This is a genomic window from Pseudomonas sp. SGAir0191, assembly GCF_002812565.2.
Lineage (GTDB): Bacteria > Pseudomonadota > Gammaproteobacteria > Pseudomonadales > Pseudomonadaceae > Aquipseudomonas > Aquipseudomonas parafulva_B.
This window is the reverse complement of the sequence record NZ_CP025035.2, coordinates 36,739-59,051: the sequence shown is the minus strand read 5'-3', so window position 1 is coordinate 59,051 and position 22,313 is coordinate 36,739. Positions and strand designations below refer to the sequence as shown.

Sequence of the window (22,313 nt, the reverse complement as noted above, 5' to 3'; positions counted from 1 at the left end):
CGGTCCTTCAGAGTTGCTTAGACCAGGAGAAGTCGCGCACATAGGTCCCGATCGGGTTCATCCGCAGTTGCTCTTCGCTGGTTTGAGTAGTGGGTTCGGCGGTATAGGTGGTCACCAGGGCACGCCAGTTGACTTTGCTCTTGACCAGGCCTTGCCGATCACGAGTGACTTCTTCCCAGTCCACCTGCCAGGTCTCCGGGGTCTGCTGCATGACCGAACGGATGTCGACGCTGACGGTCTCTTCTGCGGCGCGCACGAACGGGCTCGAGTCCTTGGTGCCGTTGAGCCATTCGTTCATTTTCTGCGTAGCCGGATCGTTCTGGCTGAGCAGCGCATAAATGCGGAAGATCGATTTGCGCAACAGCGCCACATCCGGCGTGACGGTGCGGGCATCGGCAATAAAGCTGGCGATTTGCGATTTCACGACGCGCTGATCGACTGGCTGCGCCACCTGCGCCGGCGCTACCGCCAACGGCTGTCCAAGCTTGTCCACTTCGACCACGTAGGGTACGAACTTGGACTGGCTGCCGATATGGATCAGGCCGCCCACACAGGCCAGCGCGATCATCATCGACAGGATCGCAACCACCTGCCACATTAGGCGCGAAGTCACGACGCTGCCGACATGGTCGTTCCAGGTACGACGGGCCGTCAGGTAAGGGTTGTCGAGTACCGCGCCTTGCGGCGACGGGGCGCCGGAAGCGGTATCGACGGGTTCAGCGGGGCGTTTGCGCACCATCGCCTTCATGCGTTCAGCGAAGCTCATGCGGCCACTCCATAATCATTCAGTCTGAGGCCACGGGCGGCCAGCCATTCGTCCACCCAACCGTTGCCATACTTGGCTTCCAGTCGCTTGATGGCAGCAACCGACTCTTTGTCGGAGGCACCGACGAACGCCAGGGCGAGCGGGCCCAGGGCAAGGTCATATAGCCGTCGACCGTTTTCCGATACGTAGTAGTACTGACGCTTGGGTACGGCGGTGGCGAGGATTTCGATCTGCCGGGCATTCAAGCCCATGCGCCGGTACAGCAACGAAGTGTCTTCATCACGTGCATAGACGTTAGGCAGGAAGATCTTGGTGGCCGTCGACTCGACGATGACATCGAGAATGCCGGAGTTCGCGGCGTCCGACAGGCTCTGGGTAGCCATCAGTACCAGGCAGTTGGCCTTACGCAATACCTTGAGCCACTCGCGGATCTTCTCGCGGAAAGCGGGGTGGCCAAGCATCAGCCAGGCTTCGTCGAGAATGATCACCGCCGGCTGCCCCTTGAGCGCGCGCTCGATACGGCGGAACAGGTACAGCAGCACGGGCAGGGCATACTTGTCGCCCAGGTTCATCAGTTCTTCGATCTCGAAGACGGTGAAGTCGGACAGTGTCAAACCATCCTCATCGGCATCGAGCAGGTGCCCCATGGTTCCGTCGACGGTGTACTGACGCAGGGTTTCACGCACGTTCTCGTCCTGCACCACCAGGCAGAACTCGGACAGGGTGCGCGAACCGTCGCGGTACATGCTCATCACCGCATGGCCGATTTCGTTACGCTGCGCAGCGGTAGTTTCCAGTCCGTTCAGCGCCAGGATGGTATCGAGCCATTCCATAGCCCACGCGCGGTCACCCTTGGTTTCCAGGAACTGCAGCGGGCAGAAGGCAAGACGCTCGTCGTCGGCCGCCACGGTGAAGTGAAGCCCGGATTGCCCGGCACTTTCTGCCCGGATACCGGCTGCAAGGGGGTACATGGACATGCCTTTGTCGAAGGCGAAAATCGACATGCCCTGGTAGCGGCGCAGTTGTGCAGCGATCAGCGCCAGGTGCGTGGACTTACCCGCACCCGTCGGGCCAAACATGAACGTGTGACCCAGATCGCGCACGTGCAGATTCAGACGGAACGGCGTGGCACCGCTGGTTACACAGTGCATCAGCGCCGGCGAAAGCGGCGGATAGAGTGGGCAAGGGGCTTCAGCGCTGCCTGTCCAGATGCTGCTGGTGGGCAGCATGTCAGCCAGGTTCAGCGTATTCATCAACGGGCGACGGACGTTTTCCACGCCATGGCCCGGCAGGCTACCCAGATAGGCGTCCAGTGTATTGATGGTCTCGATACGAGCGGCAAAGCCAAGCCGTTCAATGGCTTTTTCCACACCGCGGGCAGCCTCTTCAAGCTGCTGGCGGTCCTCATCCATCAAGACGACGACGCTGGTGTAATAGCCCTGAGCGATCAAGCCACTGTTAACCTCGGCGATCGCGTCAGCCGCATCCTGCACCATCGAGAGCGCGTCCTGGTCGATGTTGCCGCTGTTGGTGTTGAAAACCTGGTCGAAGAAGCCACGAACCTTCTGTTTCCATTTCTTGCGGTATTTGTCCAGGTGTCGCACGGCCTCATGGGTATCCATGAATATGAAGCGGCTGGACCACCGGTACTCGCAGGGCAGCTCGGCAAGCGCGGCCAGGATGCCGGGCGCAGACTCCAGCGGAAAACCTTCAATTGCCACGACCTGAATGAAGTTGCGGCCGATTTTAGGCACCACACCCCCCCACAGTTCCTTGCCGCCGAGAATGGCGTCCAGATACATGGGGTTGCTTGGCAACTGCACCGGTTGGCTTATACCGGTCACACAGAACTGAACCCAGCTGAGCAAATCCTCATGGGTAATCTGTGCGCCTTCCTCTGTAACCAGCGTATTGGCCTTCAAACGCGTCATCTTTAGCACCGACGACAGGCTGCCCTCAACGCTGGTGCAATCGCGCTTGAATTGCTCGATCAGGTTACGCGTACGCGCCTTGTGGTCTGGCGGCGGCGTGTCATCGTCGAACATCAGCTCGACGAACTTCTGCTGCGCCAGCATGGGCGGGAAGTAAGTCAGCGTCAGGACGAAATAACCTTCATACAGCGACCCTAGCGACTCGAAGAAGCTGCGTCGCTCCTCGTCCATCGCTTCGGTAAGCCGATCCGGGAAATGCGAGAAACCCTTGCTGGAATAGTTGACCGCAGGACGCCGTACGGCATCGACGTGAATCATCCACCCACTACCCAACCCCACCAGGGCTTGGTTGATACGCAGCGATACCAACTCGCGCTGGGCGTCGGTGCTGCTGGCGTTATCGTCACCTCGATACAACCACGCAGCCATGAATGCGCCGTTCTTGCCGACGATCACACCGTCGTCGACCAGCGCCGCATGGTTCAGCAGGTCTGAGAGGCCCGCATCTTTGGAGCGGTGCTTTTTGAGCTTGAGCTCGGCATCGACCTGCAGGAGACGCTGGACCAACAGCAGGACCAGCAACGCACCGAGGGCTGCGATGGCATACGCAATACCTTCGATCATTTGTATTGATTTCCCTGACTTGGCGGGTTGTCCCTGTACGGGGTACTACGCGCCGGGTAGTAAGACTTGTAGCGTCGATGACGCAGGTACACCGGGCGCATCTTCGGGTCGGCCTTGGCCATGACCCGCAGAATGAAAAGTGCGGCAAACCACAGCACCAGCCCGACGACCGTGGCGCGCAGTTCCTGGGCGCTGAAAATCAGGGCGAAGGCCAGCAGGCCGGAGAACATCACCAGCTCGCGGTCGCCACCCATGAAAAGGTTGTCGCGGTTTCCCGCACGGCGAATAGGGATGGTGCGCAGCGCCATGGTTCAGACCTGCCCTTGAACCGAGTGGGCATTCATCATCGGTACCGATTGGGCCAGTTCAGCCGAGGTGCCGAAGAATTTCTGCATGATGTTGTTGGCGCCTACGATCAGTGCCATAACCAGCACCAGGAAGATCAGCGTGCGGAAGAAGCCGTTGAGGTCGCCACCGAAGATCAGCACACCACCTGCGACCACGATGCCGATCAGCGACAGGGCAAAGGCGACTGGGCCAGTCACCGATTTCTGCAGAGACTCCAACCAGCTCTCATAAGGCAGGGTGCCGCTACCGGCGGTAGAGGCGAAGGCATTTTCCGGGGTGACCATTACGTAGAGCATCAACAGGCAGAGCGCCAGGTAGCCAAACGTTTGGGCATTGATGCGGGACAGAGAAATGTTGGCTTGCATGTGCGATGTTTTCCTAGAGGTTGCGCATGATGTAACGGCCGTTTTCGTACCCGGAAACCTCGAGGATTTCCTGGATGCGGCGGCCTTCTGGGGTTCTGGCGATGGAGATGACGACGTGAACCGCTTCGCCAATCAGCGGCTCGATGTCGGCCGGAGCCGACTTGTTGCGGGAAACCAGGGATTTGAGACGGGTCAGCCCTTCACTGGCGCTGTTGGCATGCAGCGTGGCGGCACCGCCAGGGTGGCCGGTGTTCCAGGCATCGATCAGGTCGAGTGCCTCTTCGCCACGCACCTCACCGACCAGGATGCGGTCAGGGCGCATACGCAGGGAGGTCTTGAGCAGGTGGGTCATGCTCACGTCGACGGTGGTGTGGTACTGCACGAAGTTCTTGGCCGCGCACTGAATCTCACCGGTGTCCTCGATGATGAATACGCGCTCACTGGGAAATTCGATGACCATCTCGTTGATGACCGCGTTGACCAAGGTGGTCTTGCCGGTACCCGTACCACCGATAACGAGGATATTGCGGTGATCACGGATGGCCCGCTTGATGGCATCGCACTGGGCCGGCGTCATGATCGCCGACTCCACATACTGGTCCAGGGTGTAGATGGCGACCGCCTTTTTTCGGATCGCAAACGTGGCGGCGCGCACCACCGGCGGAAGCTGGCCTGCGAAGCGCGACCCGTCCAGGGGCCATTCGCCTTCGAGCAGCGGTTTGCTGCGGGTCACTTCCTTGCCATGGAAGCCAGCCACGGTCTTGATGATGGACTCGGCCTGCGCCGGACGCAGATCTCCAATGTGCCTCATCGGTTGGCCCAACTGTTCGAGCCAGAGCTTGCCGTCGCCGTTACACATCAACTCGACGGTCTGCGGGTGGTTGAGCGCATCGATAATGAGCGGGCCGGCATCGCGTTCAAGTTTTTTCTTGGCGCGATCTTTCAGGCTGGCAGTTTCTGCAATATCCACACTATTCGTCCATGAATTAAACGCTGACCCTGTCGCACGGTATTCAACCGAGCGCGTGTTACAGGTCTTCAATTACTGATAACGGGCAAAAAGCTCTTCGCTCGAATATCCACCTAGGCTGACTAGATGCTTTCAAGTTGCGTGAGACGATCCACAATGGCGCGGAGGTTACCCGAGCAACAATTGCTAACGAAATGGTTAATATCTTACAAGCATGTAAGCATTTTCCTACAAAATTGGTACGAGCGTTCTTCGAATTGGCTAGACGCTCCTACGTGAAACCCGCGCCGTAGCTGGTCTCTACCATGAGCGCCAGTAATGCTGGCAGCTAATCGCCACTACCATCGAATGATCGTCTTTCACAAAAAATGAGAGGCAATTCACAATTAACCAAAACATTTTTTTGTGGCCCAGTTCACAGTTGCCCACTTCATAGACATCACAGCCGTCAGTCATGAGTTGATATACGCGGGCTATCCAATAATGGCATTTAGATATCAAATTTCGCGAAGGACAACATATACGCTAATTGGTTCAAAGCAATTGCAGCTGCCTGCCTGGCGGGCTGAACAATGAGCAATCGAGTTGTAAAGATTCACGTTCTTCCAAGTTCAGCTTGCGTACAGTCTTGTCGAAACGCTGCGCCAACAGCTGGGCAAAAACACCTTCACCCCGCATACGAGCACCGAAGCGGCTGTCATAAAGCGCTCCGCCCCGGCTTTGCCGAATCAGGCTCATCACATGGGCTGCGCGCTGCGGATAGTGATCGTGCAACCACTGCTCGAACAGAGGGGCCACCTCCAGCGGTAAGCGAAGCATCATGTAGGCCGCGCTTTGCGCGCCGGCCTCTTGCGCCGACTCCAACAACTGCTCCAGTTCACAGTCGTTGATCATGGGAATGATCGGCGAACACAGCACGCCCACGGGTACGCCGGCATCGCGCAGCAGGCGTATGGCCCGCAAGCGCGCAGCAGGCGAAGCGGCACGGGGCTCCAGCACACGCTTAAGGCCAGCATCAAGGGTGGTATGGCTGATCATCACGCGCACAAGGCGCAAGCTGGCCATTTCGGTCAACAGGTCAAGGTCACGCAGAATCAAAGCGCCCTTGGTGACGATGGTCACTGGGTGTCGAAATTTCAGCAGCACCTCCAGCAAACGCCGAGTCAGCAAGTGTTCGCGTTCTATCGGCTGATAAGGGTCGGTGTTAGCCCCCAGGTTGATCGGCGCACACACGTACCCAGGTTTGCTCAGCTGCTGCGCCAGCACATCGGCCGCATTGGTCTTGGCGATCAGCTTGGTTTCGAAATCCAGACCCGGCGACAGGTCCCAATAGGCGTGGGAAGGGCGCGCATAGCAATAGATGCATCCGTGCTCGCAACCGCGATAAGGGTTTATCGACCGGTCGAAGGGCAGGTCGGGGGAGGTATTGCGGCTGATCACGGTCTTGGCCGTCTCGATCCGCACTTCGGTCCCTTGCGTGATTGGCACATCTTGGTACCAGCCATCATCCTCATACGATGAGCGGGTGTGGCCGAAGCGATTATGCGGATTATGCGCAGTGCCGCGGCCCTTCAAAGGAGGTGAATATGACATGGCTAAACCCTTTACTGTATGCATGTACAGTAAAGGGCATGCCGGGTAATTGCCAGCCCGATTATCCGGCAGCCTGAAGCCACTGGAGGTAAGGGTGCAGGCTGGTCTCACGGCCTAGAAACTGTCTCACCCCTTCACGCAATGGGCGCGATGCCCCTGGGGCGATTAGTGACTCGAACAGCACCTGTCCAAGCGCACGATCAAGTAACCCCGTTTGCTCGAAGCGGGTAAAGATATCCACGGCACATACATCTGCCCAGAGATAGGCGTAATAGCCGGCGTCATAGCCGGTAACCAGGTGGTCGAAGGTGTGGGCCGGGTGCTCATGGGCGTGCAGGGGCCAATAACCACAGTGTTCGCGCGATTGAGCGAATCGCTGGCGAACGGTTTTCCCGTCACCTGGGTTCGTGTGCAGGTCCACATCGAACAAGGCCTTGCTCAGCTCAAGCGCGGCTTCGCCGATGGCTTCGCGCTTGTAGCGCTCGATGCACTGCTCGACCTGCTCCCTATCAATCTGATGCCCGTCCGAATGGTGGGAGGAAATGCTGACGAGATAGGCGGCGTTCCACACCCAACGTTCGAACAGCTTGCCAAATAGCTCCGTCCCGTCTGTGCCGAGTTCGATTACGCCCGACTGAACGTGGTTGTCGGTACGCACCATAAGGTGATGTAACGCATGGCCGAACTCGTGGTACAGCTTGCGCAGCGCAAGGTGATCCAACAACGGCTGTGCACCTGCGCTACCTTCGGGCACATCACTGAAGACGATCACCACCGCTTGCTGGTAAATCCCTTCCGCGTCGACCCGGCGGTTACGCACATAGGTTGTGAATACCGCATCTGCCTGCTTACCGGCATGCTGTACAGCATCGAGATAGAGCAAGCCAATGCGTGCGTTGTCCTGGAATGCCTCAAAGGCCAGCACTGAGGGTGCCCATACAGGAGCAGGGGTGGCCCTCAACTCCAGGCCAAAGAGCCGCCTGGCCAGCTGGATTAGCGCGTCGATGACGGCAGCCATCGGGAAAAATTCGCGCAGCGCCTCCTTCGACACTATCTTGGCCGCGTCTCGCAGTTGCTTTTGGGCGAAGCGTAGGTCCCAGGGCTGCATGTCATCCAGACCCAATTTCTGTGCGTCACGCTCAAAGTCTGAACGCCACTGCAGCACCACGGGTTTCATGCCAGCAGCCAAGCTTTGCAGGAATGCGCGAACCTGGCGTGGTGAACCTGCACTTTTGCGCGCCAAGCTCAGGTTCATGTGATCGGAGAACGCCAACAGCGTCGCTCGTTCATGGCGCAGAAGTGCCAGTTGCTGCAGCACCTGACCATTATCTGGCGACGAACCGGTATTGACGCCACGTCCATGGAAAGCCCGGTACACCTGCTCACGGGTAGCACCTAGCTCGGCCTCTTCCAGCACACGCTCGGTAGCCCAGCTTTCGCAGGGTATGGACCACCCGTTACTGCCGCGCTGCCTTGCCCGTTCGTTCAACTCGTCGAGACTGCGTTGGGATAGACCGCGCAGCTGAGTGATGTCATCGACAACCACGTCCGGATGATCGAGATTGAGCAGATACCGTTCTTCAAGCTCGGTTATCTGGCGTTGCAGGTCGAGCAGCCGCGCCTTGTCGCTTTTGGGCAGCGAAGCACCACTGACGCGAAACCTTTCCACGTGCCAGCGCAATGTTGCCCGCTGGCGGCTATCGAGGTTACGGCCGATATCGCTGTACGCCAGCTGTTCATACAGCGACTGAAGCTGCTCGTTGCAAAACCTTGAGTCCAACGCAGAGCTGGCAGCGATGTGAAACGCCAGGATAGGGTCACTCCAGGCCTGCCCTTTGCCCAGAAATGGCATTACCCCATAAAGCACTGCGTACAACTGAGCGTCCAGATCATCCATGGCCAACACCAGGTCATCCCATGTTGGCATTGATGGCTGGCTGTTGATCACGCGCTCGATGCCTTGTGCATACCGCTCAAGGACTTGGTCGAACGCATCCTGCATGCTTTCGACCGTGATGGAGGGGTAGTCGACGGGCACGTTGCCGTCTTGCAGAAGCGGGTTGCTCATCACGCTTTACCTTGCTCGATAATGGGAGCTGGCAAGCGTGGGCGACTGCGCGAGCGGGCAGGTCGCGCTTAATTACCACCAGCCGCCACCGCCCAGGCTTGCGCCTGGGCAGTGCGGCGGTCAATCGGCTGGTTTCTTCAGCTTCGGATTGGGAAAGAACTGCACGGTCTGCACCTTCGCCGCTGCCGGCTTGGGCGCTTGTTGGTTGACCCGCGTGCCCAGTTCGCTGGGCACCGACAAGCCCTGCTCATTGAGCGTGTCCGTAAAACCGCACGCCACACACTCGCGGTGCGGCACGCCGTCTTCGTTCCACATCATCAGCTTGTCGGCTTCACTGCATGCCGGGCATACCGCGCCAGCGATGAAGCGCTTCTTGGTCTTGTTCACGGCGTCCTCGCTCATGCTGCCGATTCTTCGGCCAGGCCGCTGTGGCGCAGCAAGGCGTCAATGGACGGCTCGCGCCCGCGGAAGTCGACGAACAACACCATCGGCGCACGAGAGCCGCCTCGAGCCAGCACCGCTTCACGGAACGCCCGACCTGTTTCGGCATTGAACACGCCTTCTTCCTCGAACCGCGAAAAGGCATCGGCCGACAACACTTCAGCCCATTTGTAGCTGTAGTAGCCTGCGGCGTAACCGCCCGCAAAGATGTGCGCAAAGCTGTTCGGGAAGCGGTTATAGGCCGGTGGGCGCATGACCGACACTTCATCGCGCACGCCTTCGAGCACTTGCAGCACCGTACGGCCGTCACCGTGGCTGGCGTGAAGTTCGAAGTCGAACAGCGAGAACTCGAGCTGACGCACCATCATCATGCCCGACTGGAAGTTCTTCGCCGCCAGCATCTTGTCCAGCAGGTCCTGCGGCAGCGCCTCGCCGGTTTCGTAATGGCCGGAAATCAAGGCAAGGCCTTCGGGCTCCCAGCACCAGTTCTCCATGAACTGGCTGGGCAGCTCTACCGCATCCCATGCCACGCCGTTGATACCAGACACTCCGGCGTGATCAATGCGGGTCAACAGGTGGTGCAAGCCGTGGCCGAACTCATGGAACAGCGTCGTGACCTCGTCATGGGTCAGCAGGGCAGGTTTGCCCGGCGCGGCCGGGGTGAAGTTGCACACCAGGTTGGCCACCGGGCTTTGCAGTTGGCCTTGCGCCGTTACGCGACGGTCACGTGCCCCGTCCATCCAGGCACCACCACGCTTGTTGGCGCGGGCATAGAGGTCGAAGAAGAAGCGCCCTACATGCTGGCCGTTCTCCTTGATCTCGAACAGGCGTACATCCGGGTGCCAGGCGTCGAACTGCTTGAGCTCGTTGATCTCGATGCCGTACAGGCGCTGCACGATGCTGAACAGGCCACCCAGTACCTTGTCGATGGGGAAGTAGGCGCGCAGTGCTTCCTGGGACACACTGTAGCGCTGCTCTCGCAGCTTCTCACCAAAGTACCCGGCATCCCAACTGGCCAGCTCCGGACAACCTTGCTCGGCAGCATAGGCCTTGAGCTGGGCCAGGTCGCGGGCGGCGAAGGGCTTGGAGCGTTTGGCCAGATCGCGCAGGAAGCTCAACACCTGGTCGCTGGACTCGGCCATCTTGGTCGCCAGGCTCAGCTCGGCGTAATTCTTATAGCCCAGCAGTTCGGCAAGCTCCTGGCGCAGATCGAGAATCTGCTGCATCACCGGACCGTTGTCGAACTGCCCCGCGTTCGGGCCCTGATCCGAAGCGCGAGTGCAGTAGGCCGCATACAGTTCTTCGCGCAGCGCGCGGTCGCTGGCGTAGGTCATCACCGCGTAATAGCTGGGGAATTCGAGGGTAATCAGCCAGCCATCGAGGCCCTTGGCGGCGGCAGCGGCGGCCATCTGGGCCTTGGCCGAGTCAGGCAGGCCGTCGAGCGCGGCTTCGTCGGTGACGTGCTTGCTCCACGCCTGGGTGGCATCCAACAGCTGGTTGGAGAACCGGCTGCCCAGCTCGCTGAGCTTGCTCTGCACCTCGGCGTAGCGCTGCTGCTTTGCGGCAGGCAGGTCGATGCCCGACAGGCGGAAGTCACGCAACGCATGTTCAAGGATGGTCTTTTGCGCCACATCGAACGTGGCAGCCTCGGGGCTTGCAGCCAGTGCCTGGTAGGCATCGAACAACGCACGGTTCTGCCCAAGCTCCGTCGAGTAGGCGCTCAGCGCTGGCAGGCAGGCCTCGTAGGCTTCACGCAGCTCTGGGCTGTTGCACACTGCATTGAGGTGGCTCACCGGGCTCCAGGCGGCCCCGAGGCGGTCGTTCAGTTCGTCCATGGCAAGCACCAGGCCTGACCATGTAGGCGCTGCGCCTTGTTCTTCAAGAATCCTGGCAATGGCTTTACGGTTGTCGGCCAGGATCGCTTCGATCGCCGGCAGCACGTGCTCTGCACGAATTTGCGAGAAGGGCGGCAGATCGTGGGATTGCAGAAGCGGGTTGTTCGCAGTCACGGTTTGGATACCTTGGCAGAAGAAACACAGCCCCATCTTAATTACAATCGACGCCGACCGCAGCAGGCAGCCAGCCTATCGGCACACATGAGGAACACTATCATGGCCATTCGAAGCTTCCAGCAACACCGTCCCAAGCTCGGAGCGCGCGCTTTCGTGGACCGCTCGGCGGTGGTACTGGGCGATGTCGAGATCGGCGAAGACAGTTCGGTCTGGCCATTGGTGGTAGTGCGAGGCGACATGCACCGCATCCGTATCGGCGCGCGCACCAGTGTGCAGGACGCCAGCGTACTGCACATCACCCACGCCAGCCCGTTCAACCCGGATGGCTTTGCGCTGATCATCGGTGACGAAGTCACCATCGGGCACAAGGTCATGCTGCACGGCTGCACACTGGGCAACCGCATCCTGGTCGGCATGGGCAGTACCGTCATGGACGGCGCCATCGTCGAGGACGAGGTGATCATTGGCGCCGCAAGCCTGGTGCCACCGGGCAAGCGCCTGGTCAGTGGCTACCTGTACATGGGCAGCCCGGTCAGGCAGGTCCGGTTGTTGAACGACCAGGAACGTGCCTTCTTCGCCTACAGCGCCGGCAACTACGTGAAGCTCAAGGACCAGCACCTGGCCGAGGGCTTCGATCAGCCGGACTGATCGTTTTTCCACAGCCCGTGCGGCCGCGCAGCTGCCGGGATCGGGCCATGACTCAGCCATGCGGGCATCGGCTTGCCCGCCAGCATGCAGCGCAGCAACCAAGCGGACACCTTACCTATGCACCAGCAAAACATCCTGTTCGACCTCGACGGCACCCTGACCGACCCACGTCTGGGTATCACCCGTTCCATCCAGTACGCCTTGGCGAAGCTGGGTATCGACGAGCCAGACCTCTCTCGCCTTGAACATTTCATCGGCCCACCGCTGTTGCAAGCGTTCATGCAGTTCTACGGTTTCGACGAAGCCAAGGCCTGGGAGGCCGTCAACTTCTACCGTGAGCGCTTTCGCGTCACGGGCCTGTACGAAAACCTCGTGTTCGACGGGGTGCCGCAGCTGCTCGAAACCCTCAATGGCCAAGGCCGCACGCTCTACATAGCGACTTCAAAGCCGTGGGAATTCGCGCGCGAAATCGCCCGCCACTTCGCCTTCGACCAGCATTTCAAAGTGATCTACGGCAGCGAGCTGGACGGTACCCGAACCAACAAGGTCGAGCTGATTCGCCACCTGCTGGACGAAGAAGGGCTGGACCCGGCGCACACGCTCATGATCGGCGATCGCAAGCATGACCTGATCGGTGCCCGCAGTAATGGCGTGCAGGCCGTGGCAGTTGGGTATGGGTTCGGAAGCCGCGAGGAACTGATGGCAGAAGCGCCGGCGTTTCATTTCGCGTCCCTGGCCGAGATGCACGAGGCGTTCAGCATGCGATCGCGCTGAAGGGCCGGGCAACCGGCTAACGCGCACTAGCCCCTGGCATCAACCCTTGCAGGGCTGCAGTGCGCGCAGCGATGGGCAATGACGCCAGTTGCCCAACGCGCTCATAGAATCGCTCCCAGTCACCTTCGGCCTGGCGAAATAAAGCCGAAAAAGCCGGCACCCACTGGTCGTACAGCCCGAATGGCAGCAATTTCGCATTGTTCATCGCCCCATCTACCCAGGCGTCGTAACGTGTATCGTCTCTCCATGGGCCATCGCGTAGCGAACGGTAATCGCGTCGCAACCGCTCGAACTCGGCCCGCTTGGCCAAGCGCTTGGTTTCATCATCGGTGGGCGCCGCATAAATGGCCTGTAGCCGTGCCCGAGTGGCCAGCACCAGGCGGATGAACTGCTCGCGCTAGGGGCCATGGTCTTCGCCGGTGGCCGCCAGCCCACGGCTCAGCCGCCATTGCCGCGTGCCTTGCTGTTCGACGAACGACGCGAACGACTCGTTGAAGGCCGTATCGTCCTGCACGTAGACACGTTGATGAGCCAGCTCATGGAAGATCAGCGTGGCCAGACGCTCTTCACCCCAGCCCATCATCGATGACAGGATCGGGTCATCGAACCAGCCCAGGGTCGAATAGGTTTCTACCCCGCCCACATAGACGTCAAGGTGCTGCTGGCGCATCAACGCCGCTGCACCCCGTGCTGCGCCCTGACGGTAGTAGCCACGGTAGGCCACGCACCCTGCAATGGGAAAACAGTGGGTGACCGGCTGTAGCGACAACTCAGGGGTGGCGAATACATTCCATACAACGTACGGGCGGCCCAAATCGGCGTACGTCGTGTAGCTTCGGTTGTCGGGTAATTTCAGTTGCCGGGTGGCGAATGTCCGCGCCTGCTGGGCGTACGCCAGCCGAGCGCGCAACGGCTCGGACGTGGCAGGGTCGGCCATCACCTTCGTCAGGGGCCGACGCGCCTGCAGCAGCTCCCACTGGCCGACTGCCAGCTGGCCATAGTAGCCAGCGCTGCTGCAACCGTTGAGCAGCGCGACGAGCAGTAGCGGAACAAACCGGGTGAAAACACGGTCGAGTGCCCCAGGGTCTGAGCGTTGCGCAAGCACTGTTCCAAGCATCGTTTACCGTCTGATTCGCTCAACCCCATTCGCCTAAAGATTATCTCGCCGAAGGGGAGTTTCGCCATGCGCGCATTGTGGGTCGCCGGTTCATTGCTGCTGACAACAGCCTGTTCGACATTGCCTGACCCCGACCCTTCTCAAGCGTGGGTCGACCTTGAACCAAGCGAGCAAACCTCCCTGGACGCGGTAAAAGTCGATGCAAAGGACTGGGACGACAACCGTTATTTCCAAATACCGCCTGGCAACCATGAGCTGACCGTGCGCTATCAATTCCCGGTGGCGCCCAGCAACATCGGCCCCGTTGATGCCCCGCTATGGCGTGATTGCCAGGTCAAGGTGGCCTTCAAGGGCTTTGATGCTGGCGAGCGGTACCAGTTGCAGGCTGGCAGCATCGGCTTCCGTCCCTGGATCAAGCTCTATGATCAGCAACAGAACCTGGTCAGCCAGGGTGAACCGGCAGGCTGCCAGCGCACGTGAAGCATCCAAAACAGCGCTATGCTTGTCAGGTATTCACTGCAAGTGGAAAAACCTGCCATGCGCCAGCCCATGATGCTGATCGCCCTCAGTGCACTGGGAGCTTGTGCTAGCCCCTTACCGCCCAAGGACCCTAAACAGGCCTGGGTAGACCTTTACACCATGACACCCGGCAGGGTCATCATGGCCGACCGCCTCGATGGCAAACGCCTGGACGACGGCCGTTATTTTCAGGTGACGCCCGGCAAGCACGAACTGATCGTACGTTTCGACTATGAGATCTACGCGGGCGGGTTCTCTACCGACCCCAGGGACCGTACATGCTACCTGACGGTGCGTTACGATCACTTCGAGGCGGGCGAGCGTTATAGGCTCGAGGCAAGGGCGCCGGTGATGGAACCGCAGGTGCTGCTGTATGACTCAGCCAGGACCGTGGTCGTCAACGAACCTAGCAGGGTCTTCTGCATACCCTAGGCCCCCTGCAGGTCCCGGCGGTTGCCAGGTTTACTGATCATTCTTCTGATAAATGATCTTGCGGGCGCCGCCATCACAGCTGCCGACCACCATGTTGGGGTCCTGCACTTCGCTGTTGGGCACGATTTCCAGGGTATAGGACGGCACACCCTGGGCCTGGATCTTGGCCTCGATTTCTGCCTTCAACTCCTCGCATGGCTTGATTGCTGCCAGTGCCGAAGTTGTCACCAGGGAGACCAGTAAAGCGGTAGCGATGCGAATCATGGGCGGCTCCAGTAAAGGCAGCGAGGCTGCCGGGTTTTCAGATTACCGCAAACCGCCCACGACTGGAGCGATCAGCTTACCAGCTTGGCATCCAGGGTGATGTTGGCGTTGAGCACCTTGGACACGGGGCAGCCCTGCTTGGCCTTGTTGGCGATTTCCAGGAACTGTTCTTCGCTCGCCCCTGGTACTTTGGCGCTCAGCACCAGGTGCACCGCAGTGATGGCAAAACCATCGTCCTGCTTGTCCAGGGTGACTTCGGCTTTAGTGTCGATACGCTCGGGCGTCAGCTTGGCTTCGCCCAGCATCATCGACAGCGCCATCGAGAAGCACCCAGCGTGGGCGGCGCCGATCAGTTCTTCCGGGTTGGTGCCCGGCGTGTCTTCGAAACGGGTGTTGAACCCATAAGGGTTGTTCTTGAGCGCGCCGCTTTCCGTGGAGATCTGGCCCTTGCCGTCCTTGAGACCACCTTCCCAGATTGCCGATGCTGTCTTCTTCATGATGCCTCCCGGTCATTGGTTAAATACCTATCGATTCAGAGGCTGGTAGCCTGATGAGAGTTCAGCTCAATCCGACAGGGGACATTGAATCCAACGATTGCGCCCATACAGAGTCAAAAGGCCTCAGGCCAACCATCATTGCGGAGGCTTCATGACGCAGTTGCGAAATCTGAAAATATCCACCCTCGACTTGGTGCCAGTGCGCGCCGACCAAGGGCCCGCGCAATCGCTGCGCAATTCGCTGGACCTGGCGCAGCACGTCGAGCGCTTCGGTTACAACCGCTTCTGGGTAGCCGAGCACCACAACATGGACGGCATCGCCAGCTCGGCCACCTCGGTGCTGATCGGCTACCTCGCGGGGGGTACATCGCGTATCAGGGTAGGTTCCGGAGGCGTCATGCTGCCCAACCACGCGCCGCTCGTGGTGGCCGAGCAATTTGGCACCCTGGCCAGCCTGTACCCCGGTCGTATCGACTTGGGCCTGGGCCGCGCACCAGGGTCCGACCAGATGACCGCCCATGCACTGCGCCGCGACCGAGCCGGCAGTGCGGACGATTTTCCGGATGACGTCGAAGAGTTGTCGCGCTACCTAGGCCCACGCACCGATGACCAGAAAGTGATTGCCGTGCCGGGGCACGACACTGAAGTGCCTATCTGGTTGCTGGGCTCCAGCCTGTTCAGCGCCCAGCTCGCTGGCATGCGTGGCATGCCCTATGCCTTCGCATCGCATTTTGCGCCGCGCTACATGCATGAGGCGATTCGGGTCTATCGCAATCACTTCAAGCCATCCACCACGCTGGACAAGCCTTACGTCATGCTCGGCATTCCCATGGTAGTGGCCGAGACCGACGAGAAGGCCGAGTACTTGGCCACGTCGGTCTATCAACGCATCCTGGCCTTGATTCGCGGCCAGAGCCTGATGCAGAAGCCTCCGGTAGAAACCATGAACGGCTTGTGGTTGCCCCACGAGCGCGACGCGGTGGGCAGCTTCATGGGGCTGGCGATGATCGGAAGCCCTGATAAGGTCCGCGCCAAGGTCGAGGTGCTGCTGGAGCAGACAGGGGCTGATGAACTGATCTTTACCTGCGACCTGTACGAGCACGCAGACCGGATACGCTCCTACGAGTTGCTGGCTCAGGCACTGCAGCAAGCCTAGCTGTCGAGCAGGGTGCGCCGTGGAGCGGACCGGGCTGACCCGGCGCCTTGACGGGTGACCGATAGCCTGGCAACCGGTCATATGCCCGAACCCCGCGGTCAACCCGCGGGGTTCGGTGGCCCTTAGTTGCGGCTGTAAACGATTTCCTTGGTACCGCCCTCACAACTGCCCACCACCTTGCCGGCGGGATCGCCCTTGTCCACGACCGTCAGCGTGTAGTTTTGCACGCCCTTGGCATCGAGCTTGGCAGCGATTTCCGCTTTCAGCTCTTCACACGGCTTGCCGGCAGCCATCGCGCCGCCCGCCAGGGTCATCAGGCCCAACGCCAGAACCACTTTGTTCATCACTTGCTTTCCTTGTGCAGATGAAATCGCAAAAGGCGCCCATCAGGCGCCTCGTCTAAGTCTTACCCCATCGCGCCAGGCACATCCAGCCCGGAACTGTATCAGCTGTTGGTGATACGGAAGCCGACCTTCAGGGTCACCTGGAAGTGCTCGACCTTGTTGTCACGAATGTGACCACGGGTGCTGACGACTTCGAACCACTCCATCATCTGCACGCTTTTGGAGGCTTCGGCCAGGGCATTCTGAATGGCGTCCTCGATACCGGTGGTGGAAGAACCTACCAGTTCGAGCATTTTGTACGTGTGGTGATCGGACATGTGTTGACTCCTTGGATGGCGATAACGTTGAGCCTAGCAGCGCAGTGCTGGTTTACCTGCGAGCAGGCGCAGCGGCAGAAAGTTCGATCGCACTTTCGCTTCGCTTGATAGTCGCAATCTCTAGAGCCCATAACGCGAAGGAGAGTCAACATGCCCCGCAACTCGCTGCGTAAAACATCACTGGAAAGCATGGAAGCCGAGATCGAGAGCCTCCTGAAAAGCCTGGAAAGCCTCAAGAACGACGCATCCGAGGAATCCCAGAAGTCCCTCAAGGCTATTCGCAGCAATGCCGAGACGGCCCTGAAGCACTCGCGCAGCCTACTGAGCGACGCCTACGAAGAAGTCAAAGACCGCACGGTCAAGACCAGCATCGCTACCCGCGACTACGCTCAGGAACACCCCTACACCACCGCTGGCGTGGCAATAGGCGCACTGGGCCTGCTGGCTGCCTACCTGCTGTGCAAGCGCAACTAAGCGCTCTGCCCAGCCAACTCGGCGCGTAACCACTGCGCCAACTGCTCGGCGCGCCCATCGGCGGCGCGCCGTGGCACCCACAGTGCCAACGCTGCAGGCGTTGCGCTAAAGCCCCATGGCGCGATCAAGCGCCCTGCACGCAAGTCATCGGCTACCAATGGCTCAGGCGCGATGGCCACCCCCAAACCTGCGACTGCCGCTTCCAACAAGTAATACAGGTGCTCGAACGACTGCCCATATTTCAGCGCCTGGGCATCAAGGCCGTTGGCCAACGCCCATGTAGGCCAGGCTTGCGGGCGCGACGTGGTATGCAGCAAGGATTCTTCCAATAGCTGGCTGACCGCCGTCTTGCGCAGGCGCCGGGTGCCCTCGAAGTGTGGGCTGACGACTGGCCCGATACGTTCCTGCGCCAGTACGTGAACCTGCATGTCCGCCGGCCACGGCGGTTCGGCGTACACCAGCAACGCATCCAGCCCGGGGCGACGCGGGTCAAGGTCGCCCTCACCGGCAGAAAGGTGCAGGCGAAGCTCAGGCAAGTCGGCATTCAAGCGCCCCAGACGCGGGATGAACCAACGCGCCAGCAAGCTTCCGGAACAGCCAAGCACGAAAGGTGCGTGCTCCACTTCGCGGGCCAGTTCCCGGCATACCCCGCGCAGCCGATCAAAGACCTCACCACTGACGTCACGCAACCTGGCGCCAGCATCTGTGAGTTTCACACCTCGCCCATCCTTGGCGAACAGGGCAACGCCAAGGTGCGCTTCCAGCGCTTTGATTTGTCGGCTAACTGCGCCATGGGTCACGTGCAGCGCTTCAGCTGCCTGGCTGACGCTGTTGAGCCGGGCAGTCGCCTCGAAGGCGCGCAAGGCATTGAGGGGCGGGAGATCACTGGCCATTACGTGTGAGTTTTCCTGACAAGTCAGCGCAATCTTATCGGTTTTCATCGGAGCAGGTCATGGTTACAGTAAAGCCCATCACTCATTCGTTATGCCTTGGAGCGTCTCATGACCCAGTCCCAATATCGCCCCGGCCCCGATGCCAATGGCCTGTTCGGCTCGTTCGGCGGCCGCTACGTGGCCGAAACCCTGATGCCACTGGTACTGGACCTGGCCCGTGAATACGAAGCGGCCAAGGCAGACCCTGCATTTCTCGAAGAACTGGCTTACTTCCAACGCGACTACATTGGCCGTCCCAACCCGTTGTATTTCGCCGAGCGCCTGACCGAGCACTGCGGTGGTGCCAAGATCTACTTCAAGCGCGAGGAGCTCAACCACACCGGCGCGCACAAGGTGAACAACTGCATCGGCCAGGTACTGCTGGCCAAGCGCATGGGCAAAAAGCGCCTGATCGCCGAAACCGGTGCCGGCATGCATGGCGTCGCTACCGCCACCGTGGCGGCGCGTTTCGGGTTGCCTTGCGTGATCTACATGGGCGCTACCGACATCGAGCGGCAGCAGGCCAACGTGTTCCGCATGAAACTGCTGGGCGCTGAAATCGTGCCGGTCACCGCTGGCACCGGCACCTTGAAAGACGCCATGAACGAGGCCCTGCGCGACTGGGTCACCAATGTCGACGACACGTTCTACCTGATCGGCACCGTAGCCGGCCCGCACCCCTACCCAGCCATGGTTCGGGACTTCCAGTCGATCATCGGCAAGGAAACCCGCGCCCAGATGCAGGAAAAGGAAGGCCGACTGCCGGACAGCCTAGTGGCCTGCGTGGGTGGCGGGTCCAATGCCATGGGCCTGTTCCACGAGTTTCTCGAAGAGCCGAGCGTTCAGATCATCGGTGTCGAGGCGGGCGGGCACGGCGTGCAGACCGACAAGCACGCTGCCAGCCTGAACGGCGGAGTGCCTGGGGTACTGCACGGCAACCGTACCTACTTGCTGCAGGACGCCGACGGCCAGATCACCGATGCCCATTCGATCTCAGCAGGCCTGGACTATCCGGGCATCGGCCCCGAGCACGCTTATCTACACGAAGTGAAGCGGGTCGAATACGTCAGCATCACCGATGACGAGGCCCTGGATGCCTTCCACGCATCCTGCCGGCTCGAAGGCATCATTCCCGCGCTGGAAAGCGCCCATGCGCTGGCCGAAGCCATCAAGCGCGCCCCGTCCCTGCCCAAGGACCACCTGATGGTGATCTGCCTGTCGGGGCGTGGGGACAAGGATATGCACACCGTCATGAACCACATGGCCGCCCAGGAGAAACAGGCATGAGCCGTCTTGAACAACGTTTCGCCGAGCTGAAAACCGAAGGCCGCGCAGCACTGGTCACCTTCGTCACTGCAGGTGATCCAGGCTATGACGCCTCGCTCCAGATTCTCAAGGGCCTGCCGGCGGCAGGTGCCGACGTGATCGAACTGGGTATGCCGTTCACCGACCCCATGGCCGACGGCTTGGCCATCCAGCTGGCCACCCTGCGTGCACTCGAGGCAGGCCAGACCTTGGCCAAGACGCTGCAGATGGTTCGCGAATTCCGAGAGGATGACCAGACCACGCCGATCGTGCTGATGGGTTACTACAATCCGATTCACCGCTTTGGCGTGGAAGCGTTCGTGGCCCAGGCCAACGAAGCCGGTGTCGATGGCCTGATCATCGTCGACCTGCCGCCTGAGCATGACGACGAACTGGCCAGCCCGGCCCAGGCTGCGGGTATCGACTTCATCCGCCTGACCACCCCGACAACCGACGACGCGCGCCTGCCCCGCGTGCTGGAGCGCAGCTCCGGGTTCGTCTACTACGTGTCGGTGGCCGGTGTGACCGGCGCAGGCTCGGCGACGACAGAACATGTGACCGAAGCCATTGCGCGCTTGCGTCGCCATACGGATTTGCCGATCAGCGTCGGGTTTGGCATTCGCACCCCCGAGCAGGCGGCCAACATCGCCCGTCTCGCCGACGGTGTGGTGGTAGGCTCAGCCCTGGTCGACAAAATTGCCCACGCGCAGAACCCCGGTCAGGCGGTAGACGATGTGTTGAGCCTGTGCTCGGCCTTGGCAGAAGGGGTACGTGGCGCTCGGCGCTAAGGGATGGTTGTCGCTCGGTTGCCCGAGGCTATCTTGAGCGGCAGCTCATGTTGCAACGCGGATATCCTAGGGCCGCTGCGCGGCCCCATCGCGGCGCACTTGAGGGATGCGTATACCTGTAGGAGCGGCCTTGTGCCGCGATGGGCCGCATAGCGGCCCCAGCAATATGAGCTGCGAAGCTGAAATCCTGGGGCTGCTGCGCAGTCATCGCGGCCGCTCCGGCAAGAACGCGCCTAAGATTGGATCGCTCAATTAACGCCCCTCGCCAAAACCCGACAAGTCCAGAGGTCGCAACGCCCCCATCCAGATCGCATGATCGCGGTGGTCTGCCAGCTCATCCCCGGTAAGCGGGTGCAAAAAGACCACCAGCCCCCTGCGGTGCAACGCCAGCCAAGGCAGCACCACGCCAATAAGCTCAGGCTCGAACGCCAACTGACAGCTCCAGTCCGGATGCGGCCCAACAGGCCTGGTGTGCATTCGCCCCATGGTGACCGGAAACAGCGCGGCTGCCTCCTCGCACAAGGCTCGCGCCTGCTCCAAGGTCGAGGCGTCGTAGTACACGTGGGCGTGATAACCCTTGATTCTCTGCACAGCTACTCCTGATGTGCGTCGATTCTGACAACATGCCACAAGCGGGCCCAGCATCTCAGAGGCAACGCTCGTGCTCAAGCCAATCCACGAAGCGTGCGATCAACGCCCCGCGACGCTTGCGCGGCGGCAGTACGGCGTAATACCCACGTGCCGACCGCAAGGTGCCCTCCAACGGCCGGCACAGCAACCCTTGGTCGACCAGCCCATCCACCAGATGCCGCCAGCCGATCGCCATGCCCTGGCCCGCGATGGCAGCCTGGATCAACAACGTGTAGTTGTCGAACCGCAGCTGCCCCGCAGGCGGCGCGCTGGTCACCCCGAGCCCGCGAAAGACACCTGCCCAGTCGAACCACCGGCTCGCCTGCTCACCCTTGAGATGCAGCAGCGGCAAACGCTGCAAAGCCGCGGCAGACAAGGGTTTGCCATGGACAAGGCGAGGGCTGCATACCGGGAAAACCTCCTCATCGAACAGCCAACGGCTCTCGCCTTGATGAAAACGCCCATCGCCGAACAGCACCGCCACATCGATATCCGGGCGCAACATGCCTTGGCTTCGCTCACCCGTCACCAGGCTCACATCGACCTGTGGATACGCTTCATGAAAGCGCTGCAGACGGGGCATCAACCAGAACGCAGCGAATGCAAAATCCGTCGCCACCTGAAGTACTTCACGCTGATGGCGCCCGCTTGCGCGGGCCACGCCATCGTCCATGGTTTGCAACCCCTGGCTGGCGTACTCGAACAACACTTGGCCCGCCTCGGTCAGCTCGATGCCCCGGTAGATGCGGTCGAACAGCCGCGCGCCCAGTTGCGCCTCCAGGCGTTTTACCTGCTGACTGATTGCCGGTTGCGTGGTGCCCAGCTCCAAGGCAGCTGCCGTAAAGCTGCGCAAGCGTGCGGCCGCCTCGAACACGCGTAAGGTATCCAACGACAATCCAGCAAGGTGTTCGAACATAAGCCTGGCTAATCCCACGCATTGCCCTAAAGGGGCTTTACCCACGTTATGCATCGCCGCATCGTGGTAGGCAAGCATTGCG

Annotated in this window: 24 protein-coding genes and 1 pseudogene; 8 read left to right on the top strand and 17 right to left on the bottom strand. The window is 60.5% G+C overall.

Translation table 11 applies throughout. The features are described 5' to 3' along the window. Positions 1–7 precede the first annotated feature (7 nt). From CWR53_RS00285 to prlC, 9 genes are all read right to left on the bottom strand, one after another. Positions 8–766, bottom strand: a complete 759-nt coding sequence (locus CWR53_RS00285) for a VirB8/TrbF family protein (protein WP_058603659.1) — start codon at positions 764–766, stop codon at positions 8–10. Next, positions 763–3,321: a VirB4 family type IV secretion/conjugal transfer ATPase gene (locus CWR53_RS00280; protein WP_058603658.1), complete on the bottom strand. Its 2,559-nt coding sequence runs from the start codon at positions 3,319–3,321 to the stop codon at positions 763–765. Before CWR53_RS00280 ends, CWR53_RS00285 begins: the two co-directional genes overlap by 4 nt. Then, positions 3,318–3,629, bottom strand: coding sequence for a conjugal transfer protein TrbD (locus CWR53_RS00275; protein WP_023532470.1), 312 nt, complete (start codon positions 3,627–3,629; stop codon positions 3,318–3,320). Before CWR53_RS00275 ends, CWR53_RS00280 begins: the two co-directional genes overlap by 4 nt. Positions 3,630–3,632: 3 nt before the next feature. Next, positions 3,633–4,034, bottom strand: coding sequence for a TrbC/VirB2 family protein (locus CWR53_RS00270; RefSeq protein WP_058603657.1), 402 nt, complete (start codon positions 4,032–4,034; stop codon positions 3,633–3,635). A 13-nt stretch (positions 4,035–4,047) separates the two neighbouring features. Further along, entirely contained in the window at positions 4,048–4,998 is a 951-nt protein-coding gene (gene trbB, locus CWR53_RS00265) for a P-type conjugative transfer ATPase TrbB (RefSeq protein WP_306107092.1), read from the bottom strand. 540 nt (positions 4,999–5,538) lie between these two features. Next, the gene (locus tag CWR53_RS00260; protein WP_058603655.1) at positions 5,539–6,597 is read right to left on the bottom strand and encodes a PA0069 family radical SAM protein; all 1,059 of its coding nucleotides are present in this window, start codon (positions 6,595–6,597) and stop codon (positions 5,539–5,541) included. A gap of 61 nt (positions 6,598–6,658) precedes the next feature. Continuing rightward, on the bottom strand, positions 6,659–8,665 hold the full coding sequence (locus CWR53_RS00255) for a M3 family metallopeptidase (protein ID WP_100850541.1): 2,007 nt from the start codon (positions 8,663–8,665) through the stop codon (positions 6,659–6,661). A gap of 120 nt (positions 8,666–8,785) precedes the next feature. Then, on the bottom strand, positions 8,786–9,067 hold the full coding sequence (locus tag CWR53_RS00250; RefSeq protein WP_078477768.1) for a YheV family putative zinc ribbon protein: 282 nt from the start codon (positions 9,065–9,067) through the stop codon (positions 8,786–8,788). After that, positions 9,064–11,151 (bottom strand): oligopeptidase A, encoded by a 2,088-nt coding sequence (prlC, locus tag CWR53_RS00245; RefSeq protein ID WP_100850540.1) that lies wholly within the window; start codon positions 11,149–11,151, stop codon positions 9,064–9,066. The genes CWR53_RS00250 and prlC overlap by 4 nt, the downstream gene beginning before the upstream one ends. Positions 11,152–11,217: 66 nt before the next feature. Between prlC and CWR53_RS00240 the strand changes: the two genes are divergently transcribed. After that, positions 11,218–11,766, top strand: a complete 549-nt coding sequence (locus CWR53_RS00240) for a gamma carbonic anhydrase family protein (RefSeq protein ID WP_058603651.1) — start codon at positions 11,218–11,220, stop codon at positions 11,764–11,766. Positions 11,767–11,883: 117 nt separating this feature from the next. Further along, positions 11,884–12,540: an HAD family hydrolase gene (locus CWR53_RS00235; RefSeq protein WP_058603711.1), complete on the top strand. Its 657-nt coding sequence runs from the start codon at positions 11,884–11,886 to the stop codon at positions 12,538–12,540. Positions 12,541–12,556: 16 nt separating this feature from the next. Here CWR53_RS00235 and CWR53_RS00230 read toward each other — a convergent pair. Beyond that, positions 12,557–13,657, bottom strand: a pseudogene (locus CWR53_RS00230) (aminopeptidase). 66 nt (positions 13,658–13,723) lie between these two features. Here CWR53_RS00230 and CWR53_RS00225 point away from each other — a divergent pair. Together CWR53_RS00225 and CWR53_RS00220 are read left to right on the top strand one after the other, a co-directional pair. After that, the gene (locus CWR53_RS00225) at positions 13,724–14,137 is read left to right on the top strand and encodes a hypothetical protein (RefSeq protein WP_058603650.1); all 414 of its coding nucleotides are present in this window, start codon (positions 13,724–13,726) and stop codon (positions 14,135–14,137) included. A 57-nt stretch (positions 14,138–14,194) separates the two neighbouring features. Next, complete coding sequence (locus tag CWR53_RS00220) at positions 14,195–14,608, top strand: hypothetical protein (RefSeq protein ID WP_023532343.1); 414 nt, start codon at positions 14,195–14,197, stop codon at positions 14,606–14,608. Between the two features lie 30 nt (positions 14,609–14,638). Here CWR53_RS00220 and CWR53_RS00215 read toward each other — a convergent pair whose 3' ends face one another. Next, on the bottom strand, positions 14,639–14,872 hold the full coding sequence (locus CWR53_RS00215; protein ID WP_058603649.1) for a DUF1161 domain-containing protein: 234 nt from the start codon (positions 14,870–14,872) through the stop codon (positions 14,639–14,641). Between the two features lie 71 nt (positions 14,873–14,943). After that, a complete protein-coding gene (locus tag CWR53_RS00210) occupies positions 14,944–15,369 on the bottom strand; it encodes an OsmC family protein (RefSeq protein ID WP_058603648.1) in 426 nt (141 codons plus the stop codon). 151 nt (positions 15,370–15,520) lie between these two features. Between CWR53_RS00210 and CWR53_RS00205 the strand changes: the two genes are divergently transcribed. Continuing rightward, complete coding sequence (locus tag CWR53_RS00205; protein ID WP_058603647.1) at positions 15,521–16,525, top strand: LLM class flavin-dependent oxidoreductase; 1,005 nt, start codon at positions 15,521–15,523, stop codon at positions 16,523–16,525. Positions 16,526–16,647: 122 nt separating this feature from the next. Here CWR53_RS00205 and CWR53_RS00200 read toward each other — a convergent pair whose 3' ends face one another. Further along, positions 16,648–16,869, bottom strand: a complete 222-nt coding sequence (locus CWR53_RS00200) for a DUF1161 domain-containing protein (RefSeq protein ID WP_023532365.1) — start codon at positions 16,867–16,869, stop codon at positions 16,648–16,650. Between the two features lie 101 nt (positions 16,870–16,970). Continuing rightward, positions 16,971–17,186, bottom strand: coding sequence for a dodecin (locus CWR53_RS00195; RefSeq protein ID WP_023532741.1), 216 nt, complete (start codon positions 17,184–17,186; stop codon positions 16,971–16,973). 150 nt (positions 17,187–17,336) lie between these two features. Between CWR53_RS00195 and CWR53_RS00190 the strand changes: the two genes are divergently transcribed. Next, the gene (locus CWR53_RS00190; RefSeq protein WP_058603646.1) at positions 17,337–17,660 is read left to right on the top strand and encodes a YqjD family protein; all 324 of its coding nucleotides are present in this window, start codon (positions 17,337–17,339) and stop codon (positions 17,658–17,660) included. Here CWR53_RS00190 and CWR53_RS00185 read toward each other — a convergent pair. Further along, positions 17,657–18,553 (bottom strand): LysR family transcriptional regulator, encoded by an 897-nt coding sequence (locus CWR53_RS00185; protein WP_100850539.1) that lies wholly within the window; start codon positions 18,551–18,553, stop codon positions 17,657–17,659. The two genes, CWR53_RS00190 and CWR53_RS00185, sit on opposite strands and share 4 nt — an antisense overlap. Before the next feature lie 108 nt (positions 18,554–18,661). Here CWR53_RS00185 and trpB point away from each other — a divergent pair, with 108 nt between their 5' ends. Then, positions 18,662–19,879, top strand: a complete 1,218-nt coding sequence (gene trpB / locus CWR53_RS00180) for a tryptophan synthase subunit beta (RefSeq protein ID WP_023532832.1) — start codon at positions 18,662–18,664, stop codon at positions 19,877–19,879. Continuing rightward, on the top strand, positions 19,876–20,685 hold the full coding sequence (gene trpA / locus CWR53_RS00175) for a tryptophan synthase subunit alpha (protein ID WP_100850538.1): 810 nt from the start codon (positions 19,876–19,878) through the stop codon (positions 20,683–20,685). The genes trpB and trpA overlap by 4 nt, the downstream gene beginning before the upstream one ends. A gap of 252 nt (positions 20,686–20,937) precedes the next feature. On the opposite strand, the gene CWR53_RS00170 is transcribed toward trpA, so the two are convergent. Continuing rightward, positions 20,938–21,276, bottom strand: a complete 339-nt coding sequence (locus CWR53_RS00170) for a DOPA 4,5-dioxygenase family protein (protein WP_058603643.1) — start codon at positions 21,274–21,276, stop codon at positions 20,938–20,940. Between the two features lie 55 nt (positions 21,277–21,331). After that, a complete protein-coding gene (locus CWR53_RS00165; RefSeq protein WP_058603642.1) occupies positions 21,332–22,231 on the bottom strand; it encodes a choline sulfate utilization transcriptional regulator in 900 nt (299 codons plus the stop codon). Positions 22,232–22,313 lie beyond the last annotated feature (82 nt).